General features: G+C 60.6%; 4 protein-coding genes. 3 read left to right on the top strand and 1 reads right to left on the bottom strand.

Annotated features, from left to right (window positions below):
• Positions 1–11 precede the first annotated feature (11 nt).
• Positions 12–497: a hypothetical protein gene (locus FJ222_04540; protein MBM4163693.1), complete on the bottom strand. Its 486-nt coding sequence runs from the start codon at positions 495–497 to the stop codon at positions 12–14.
• A 205-nt stretch (positions 498–702) separates the two neighbouring features.
• Between FJ222_04540 and FJ222_04545 the strand changes: the two genes are divergently transcribed.
• The 3 genes from FJ222_04545 (at position 703) to FJ222_04555 (ending at position 6,586) form a co-directional block, all read left to right on the top strand.
• Positions 703–1,644 (top strand): ketose-bisphosphate aldolase, encoded by a 942-nt coding sequence (locus FJ222_04545; GenBank protein ID MBM4163694.1) that lies wholly within the window; start codon positions 703–705, stop codon positions 1,642–1,644.
• A gap of 82 nt (positions 1,645–1,726) precedes the next feature.
• Positions 1,727–5,302 carry a pyruvate:ferredoxin (flavodoxin) oxidoreductase gene (gene nifJ, locus FJ222_04550; GenBank protein MBM4163695.1) on the top strand — a complete coding sequence of 1,192 codons (3,576 nt, stop codon included), beginning with the start codon at positions 1,727–1,729 and terminating at the stop codon, positions 5,300–5,302.
• A 120-nt stretch (positions 5,303–5,422) separates the two neighbouring features.
• On the top strand, positions 5,423–6,586 hold the full coding sequence (locus FJ222_04555; GenBank protein ID MBM4163696.1) for a sodium:proton antiporter: 1,164 nt from the start codon (positions 5,423–5,425) through the stop codon (positions 6,584–6,586).
• The last annotated feature ends 92 nt before the right edge of the window (positions 6,587–6,678 follow it).

The following is a 6,678-nucleotide window of genomic DNA, read 5'->3' on the forward strand; positions in this document are numbered from 1 at the left end:
GACACACAGCGTCACTCGGCCTTCACGGCCGGGTCCGCCGACGGAACCGCCTGCTCGCGCGTTCGCTTGGCCGCCGCGCGAATCATCGCGATCTTCTCCTGTAAAACCCGTAGCTTCACCTGATCCGCATCCAGGGCTTTGACTGCCCGAGCCACGTCGGGATGCGAGACAACCCGGTCGCGCAAGGCCTGCTGGGCCTCGCGCAGACGCTTCAAGGTGTTGGCCTTCTCCGAGTCCGTTTTCTCACCGCTCCAGCGCAGGGTCAGCGCGTCCACCGTCAGGCGCGCAGCGGCAATTTCTGGCGACGTGACGGCCGGATCCGACACCATCCGCTCGATCGCCTCCCGCTGGGAGCGAATGTCCTGCCCCAGTTCCAGCGCCTCCACAAACACATTCGACTCGCCAGCCGATGGCTCCGCCTCGCCCGCAACCGCCAACCGGACCCCGAACGCGAGCACGACGATTCCACTGATCCGCATTATTCCGGTTCGCCTCATGCACACCCCTTGCACCGCTCTCGCTACGGCTTTTCTGTCGCAAAACACGATCCGATTATGTCGGAAATCGCCGCCGCTCTCAACAAAAAAAACGGTCTTGCTCGAAGCCTCGCTTCCCTGTATCATTCTCTCCCGTGTTTACGCATCCCGGATTGTCCCCTACGGACGGGGGTGGGCGGTTCGCGGGCACACAGGAGACGCACACATGATCGTTACCACCAAGAAGCTCTTCGAGCACGCTTACGGCCACTATGCCATCGGCGCCTACAACATCAACAATCTCGAACAAACCATGGGGCTGTTCAAAGGGAATGTGCAGAGTCAGGCGCCCTTTATCGTTCAGCTCTCCAAGGGTGCGCGTTCGTACACGCACAAGAAGATGCTGGAGTCGATGATGAAGACCGCCGATGAAATCTTTCCCGAGTCGGTGTTCGCCATCCATCTGGATCATGGCGACGAGGAGACGTGCCTGGATTGCATCCACTCAGGCGTCTATTCGTCGGTGATGATCGATGCCTCCCATCATCCCTTGGAGAAGAACATCGAGATCACCCGCCGCGTCGTCGACGCCGCCCACGCCAAGGGGCTGGTCGTTGAGGCCGAACTCGGGCTGCTGAAGGGCATCGAGGAGGATGTCGTTGCCGCCGACCATGTGTACACGAAACCGGAGGAAGCCGAGTATTTCGTCAAGCAGACCGGTGTCGACTCCCTCGCGTGCGCCATCGGAACCTCGCATGGCGCCTTCAAGTTTAAGGGCGACCAGAAGCTCCGTTTCGACATTCTCGTCGAGATCCAGAAACGGCTTCCCCGCTTCCCGCTGGTCATGCACGGCTCCTCCTCGGTCCCCAAGGACGAGGTGGCCCGCATCAACGCCGCAGGCGGTAACATCAAGGGCGCATCGGGCGTGGACGCCGATCAGTTTCTCGGCGCCGCGAAGCTCGGCGTGACCAAGATCAACATTGACACCGACGGCCGCCTCGTCTGGTGCCGCGTCCACCGCGAGTTCTTCCGCGACCACCCCGAGAAGTTCGACCTGCGCGATCCCGGCAAGGTCTTCATCCCCGAATACGCCGCTTTCATCGCCGCCAAGAACGTGAAGTTGGGCTCGGCTGGCCAGCTCGATGCCGTGCGGGCGGCCTGCAAGTAGACCTCCCATTCGCGGGGGGCGGCACCGGCCGCCCCCCGGTTTTTCTTTTTGAGAGTCATCGTTTAACCCACAGGAATCAGCTATGGCAGAAAAAATCATGGTGGACGGCAACCAGGTAGCCGCCGAAGTCGCTTTCGCATGCAGCGAGGTTGCCGCGATCTATCCCATCACCCCGTCGTCCAACATGGGCGAGTGGGCCGATGAATGGGCCTCCAAGGGGTTGAAGAACATCTGGGGTACCGTGCCTCAGGTGGTCGAGTTGCAGTCCGAGGGCGGCGCCGTCGGCGCCGTGCATGGAGCGCTCACAACCGGTGCCCTGACCACGACGTTTACCGCTTCGCAAGGGTTGCTGCTGATGATTCCCAATATGTACAAGATTGCCGGCGAGCTGACGCCGACCGTCTTCCACGTCAGTGCGCGCGCCCTCGCCGCGCAGGGCCTCTCGATCTTTGGTGACCACAGCGACATCATGGCCTGCCGCCAGACCGGCTTTGCGATGCTGTGCGCGAACAGCGTCCAGGAAGTCATGGACATGGCCACCATCGCCCATGCCGCGACGCTCGAAACTCGCATTCCCTTCGTCCATTTCTTTGATGGCTTCCGCACCTCCCACGAAGTGCAGAAGATTGACGCCGTCAGTTCCGACACCATCCGGGCCATGATTGACGACACCCTTGTCGCTGCGCATCGCGCCCGCGCTCTGAGCCCCGAGAAACCCACGATCCGCGGCACCGCGCAGAATCCCGATGTCTATTTCCAGGGTCGTGAGACCGTTGCCCCGTACTACACGGCGACTCCCGGCATCGTCCAGAAGACCATGGACAAGTTTGCCACACTGACTGGCCGCCAGTACAAGCTTTTCGACTACGTGGGCGCGCCCGACGCCGAACATGTCGTCGTCATCATGGGTTCCGGCGCCGAAGCCGTCCATGAGACCGTCGAAGAACTGGTCCGGAAGGGTGAGAAACTGGGCGTCATCAAGGTGCGCCTCTACCGCCCGTTCGACGCCAAAGGCTTCGCCTGCGCGATTCCCAAGTCGGTCAAGACCCTCACCGTCCTCGACCGCTGCAAGGAGCCCGGTTCCATCGGTGAGCCGCTCTATGTCGACATCCGCACCGCCCTCGGCGAGATTATGCAGTATAAGCTCGCCGACATCCGGTCTTGGATCCCGACCTATGGCGGGCGCTATGGCCTCGGATCGAAGGAGTTCACCCCCGCGATGGTCAAGGCGGTCTTTGACAACGCCCGGAGTGCCGCGCCGATGAACCACTTCTCCGTCGGCATTCACGACGATCTCACCGGTCTCAGCCTCCCGATCCCGGCCGACTTCACCCTGTCGGACGAAGGCCGCAAGGAGTGCATGTTCTACGGTCTCGGGGCCGACGGCACCGTCGGCGCGAACAAGAACTCGATCAAGATCATTGGCGAGGACACCGACAATTTCGCCCAGGGCTACTTCGTCTACGACTCGAAGAAGGCCGGCGCGATCACGGTCTCTCACCTCCGTTTCGGTCCGCATCTCATCCGCAGCACCTACCTCTGCACCAAGCCGGACTTCGTGGCCTGTCACAACTTCTCTTTTCTTGAGAAATACGACATGCTCGCCAACATCCGCACGGGCGGCACCTTCCTCCTCGCTTCGCCCTTCGAGGCGGACCAGGTGTGGGAGAACATCCCCGATGAGGTGGCGCGGCAGATCATCGCCAAGAAGCTCAATTTCTACGTGGTCAACGCGCTCAAGCTCGATCATGAGCTGCATCTCGGTGGTCGAATCAATACGATCATGCAGACCGCGTTCTTCAAGATCTCCGGAATTCTGCCTGCTGACGAGGCGATCGCCGCGCTCAAGAATGCCGCCAAGAAGACCTACGGGAAGAAGGGCGATACCGTCGTCAAGATGAACTGGGACGCCATAGACGCCGCCTCCGACGCAGTCAAGCGGGTGGCCTACCCGGCCCGCCCCGCCGGCAAGGTGAAGATGCCCAAGGTCGTCTCCGATAGCGCCCCTGCCTTTGTGAAGAGCGTGACCGCCGAGATCATGGCCCAGCGCGGCGATGCGCTCCCGGTCTCCAAGATGCCCGATGACGGCGTTTGGCCCACCGCCACGACGCAGTGGGAGAAGCGCAACATCGCCACCGACATTCCCTCCTGGGATCCCGCCACCTGCATCCAGTGCATGCAGTGCTCGCTGGTCTGCCCGCACGCCTCGATTCGCGGCAAGGTCTATGATCCCGCCGTGCTCGCCAAGGCGCCGCCGACCTTCAAGTCGGCCGACGCCAAGGGCGTGGTCGGCAAAGGGTTCCCGGGCTTCAAGTACACCATCCAGATCGCCCCCGAGGACTGCACCGGCTGCGGTCTCTGCGTCCAGCGATGCCCCGCCAAGAACAAGGCCAACCCGGCTCTGAAGGCCATCAACCTTTCGCCGCAGATTCCGCTGCGCGCGGCGGAGGCGGCCAACTGGGAGTTCTTCCTCGGGCTTCCCGAGGCCGATTGCACCAAGATCGGCGCCACGACGATCCAGGGGAGCCAGCTCAAGCGCCCGCTCTTCGAGTTCTCCGGCGCCTGCGCCGGCTGCGGCGAGACCCCCTACATCAAGCTGCTCACCCAGCTTGCAGGCGACCGCCTGCTGATCGGCAATGCGACGGGCTGCTCTTCGATCTACGGCGGCAATCTCCCCACCACGCCCTATTGCCAGCGTGCGGATGGACGCGGCCCGGCGTGGTCGAACTCGCTCTTCGAGGACAATGCCGAGTTCGCCTTCGGCATGCGCCTCACCGCCGACAAGCTCAATGTCTACGCGCGGGAGCTCATCGACCAGATGCTCGCCGCCGAGACCTGTTCCGCCGCCCTCAAAGCGGTGGCTCAGAAAATCAAGGGTACCGACCAGAAGGCCACCGAAGGCGTCGAGACCATGCGCGGCCTGGTTGCCGAGCTGAAGACGCTCATCGGCGATGGCGCCTGCTGCGACATTTGCAAGAACCTGCTCGGCGTGGCCGACTACTTGATTCGCAAATCGGTGTGGGCGGTCGGCGGCGATGGTTGGGCGTATGATATCGGCTACGGTGGACTGGACCACGTCCTCGCCACCGGCCGCAACGTCAAGATCCTCGTGCTCGACACCGAGGTCTATTCCAACACCGGCGGCCAAGCGTCCAAGTCCACGCCGCTCGGCGCGGTCGCCAAGTTCGCTGCGGCCGGCAAGCCGCAGATGAAGAAGAACCTCGGCATGATTTCGATGACGTACAAGAACATCTACGTCGCGCAGGTTAGCTTGGGTGCAAACGCAGCGGCCACGGTCAAGGCGTTTGTCGAGGCCGAGGCTTACGACGGCCCGGCTATCATCATTGCCTATTCACACTGCATCGCGCATGGCATCGATATGAGCCTCGGCTTGGAGAACCAGAAGCTTGCCGTTGAAACCGGCCACTTCCCGCTCTACCGCTATAACCCGGAGCTCTCCGCCGAGGGCAAGAACGCTTTGCAACTCGACAGCAAGGCGCCGACGCAGTCGTTCGCCGAGACCGCGCTTCAGGAGAACCGATTCAAGCAACTCCTGACGCTCAACCCGAATGCCCAGGCGATGCTGGCCACGGCGGAGAAGAAGTTCCGGGAGAACTTCGAGATGCTGCAGGCCCTGGCCAACCTGCCGCGGTCCTAAGAAAAGAGGCTCTTGCAAAACCCACCGTGGCACGGGCGTCCCGCCCGTGAAACACGGGCAAGATGGCCGTGCCGCGCCCGTACTCCCGGGGTTTTGCAAGAGCCTCAAAGGAATGACCCTATGGCCGTAAGTATTGCCGAAATCATCTTGTTGTGCCTTATAGCCGATTGGTGTTTCCGGCGCATGCGCATTCCGGGTCTCGTCGGCATGTTGCTCGTGGGCGTTATTCTCGGACCATACGCGCTTGAGTTTCTCGATCCCGGCCTGCTTACAATCGGGCCGGATTTACGCCTGAGCGCCCTCATCGTGATCCTCCTGCGGGTTGGCTTTGAGTTAAGCCGTTCGACACTTCATAGGATCGGCGGCAGAGCTTTACTCTTGGCTTTTATTCCTGCCACCATTGAAGGCGCGGCCATCACCATCGCCGGGCCGTGGTTGCTGGGCTTAAGCTTGCTCGAATCGGCTGTTTTGGGATCGGTTCTTGCGGCTGTTTCTCCCGCCGTAGTTGTACCTTCCATGATTGAGTTCATGAAGGAACGCCGGGGCGCAACCAAAGAGATCCCCTCCATGATCATGGCCGCAGCATCGGTTGACGACGTGTACGTGATCGTCGCGCACACAGCCATCCTGGGAGTCTATGTCGGCCAACAAGTCAATTTGGCAACACAAATCGTCAGTGTGCCGCTTTCTTTGATTTTAGGAATTGCTGTGGGGATTGCCATCGGGAGCGTCCTGTACAAGTTGTTCGACCGATTCAACCCCCGGGCGACAAAGAGGGTTCTCATCGTCATTGCCTTGTCCATTCTTCTCGTTCGAATACAACACAGTTTATCAGGCGTTCTGCCGTTTGCCGGTCTGGTTTCCGCCATGGCCATCGGATTCATTATTTTGGAAAAACGGGAATATATGGCTCATGAACTCTCGGCCAAATTGGCGAAGACGTGGGTGTTTGCGGAAATCATACTGTTCTCGATGGTCGGCGCACAGGTGAACATTGGAATCGCATGGCGAGCGGGTTTGATGGGAGCAGCAATAATAGGTCTTGGGCTTCTGGCTCGCAGCATAGGTGTCGGCCTTTGTCTTATCGGTAGCCGCTTAAACATAGGGGAGAGGTGTTTTGTTGCGGTAGCCTACTCTCCGAAGGCCACCGTGCAAGCCGCCATTGGTTCTGCTCCGCTGCTAGCCATGCGTTCAGCAGGGATGGACACAGCCCCAGGGGAAATGATCCTCGCGATTGCCGTATTGAGCATTTTTCGGCACTTCACGAGAATCTGTGGGTGGTAGTTGATTAAGAAAGGCGCATCCGGTTATCCTTCTTGTACACAAAACAGAGGAGGATAAACGACACCGGATGCGCGTAGAAACTTTACTAAACC

Source organism: Lentisphaerota bacterium (assembly GCA_016873675.1).
Classification (GTDB): Bacteria; Verrucomicrobiota; Kiritimatiellia; order RFP12; family JAAYNR01; genus VGWG01.

Excerpts from the sequence above, each read along its gene's own strand:
- FJ222_04540 (MBM4163693.1), bottom strand. The coding sequence starts at position 497 with ATGAGGCGAACCGGAATAATGCGGATCAGTGGAATCGTCGTGCTCGCG.
- FJ222_04545 (MBM4163694.1), top strand. The coding sequence starts at position 703 with ATGATCGTTACCACCAAGAAGCTCTTCGAGCACGCTTACGGCCACTAT.
- nifJ (MBM4163695.1), top strand. The coding sequence starts at position 1,727 with ATGGCAGAAAAAATCATGGTGGACGGCAACCAGGTAGCCGCCGAAGTC.
- FJ222_04555 (MBM4163696.1), top strand. The coding sequence starts at position 5,423 with ATGGCCGTAAGTATTGCCGAAATCATCTTGTTGTGCCTTATAGCCGAT.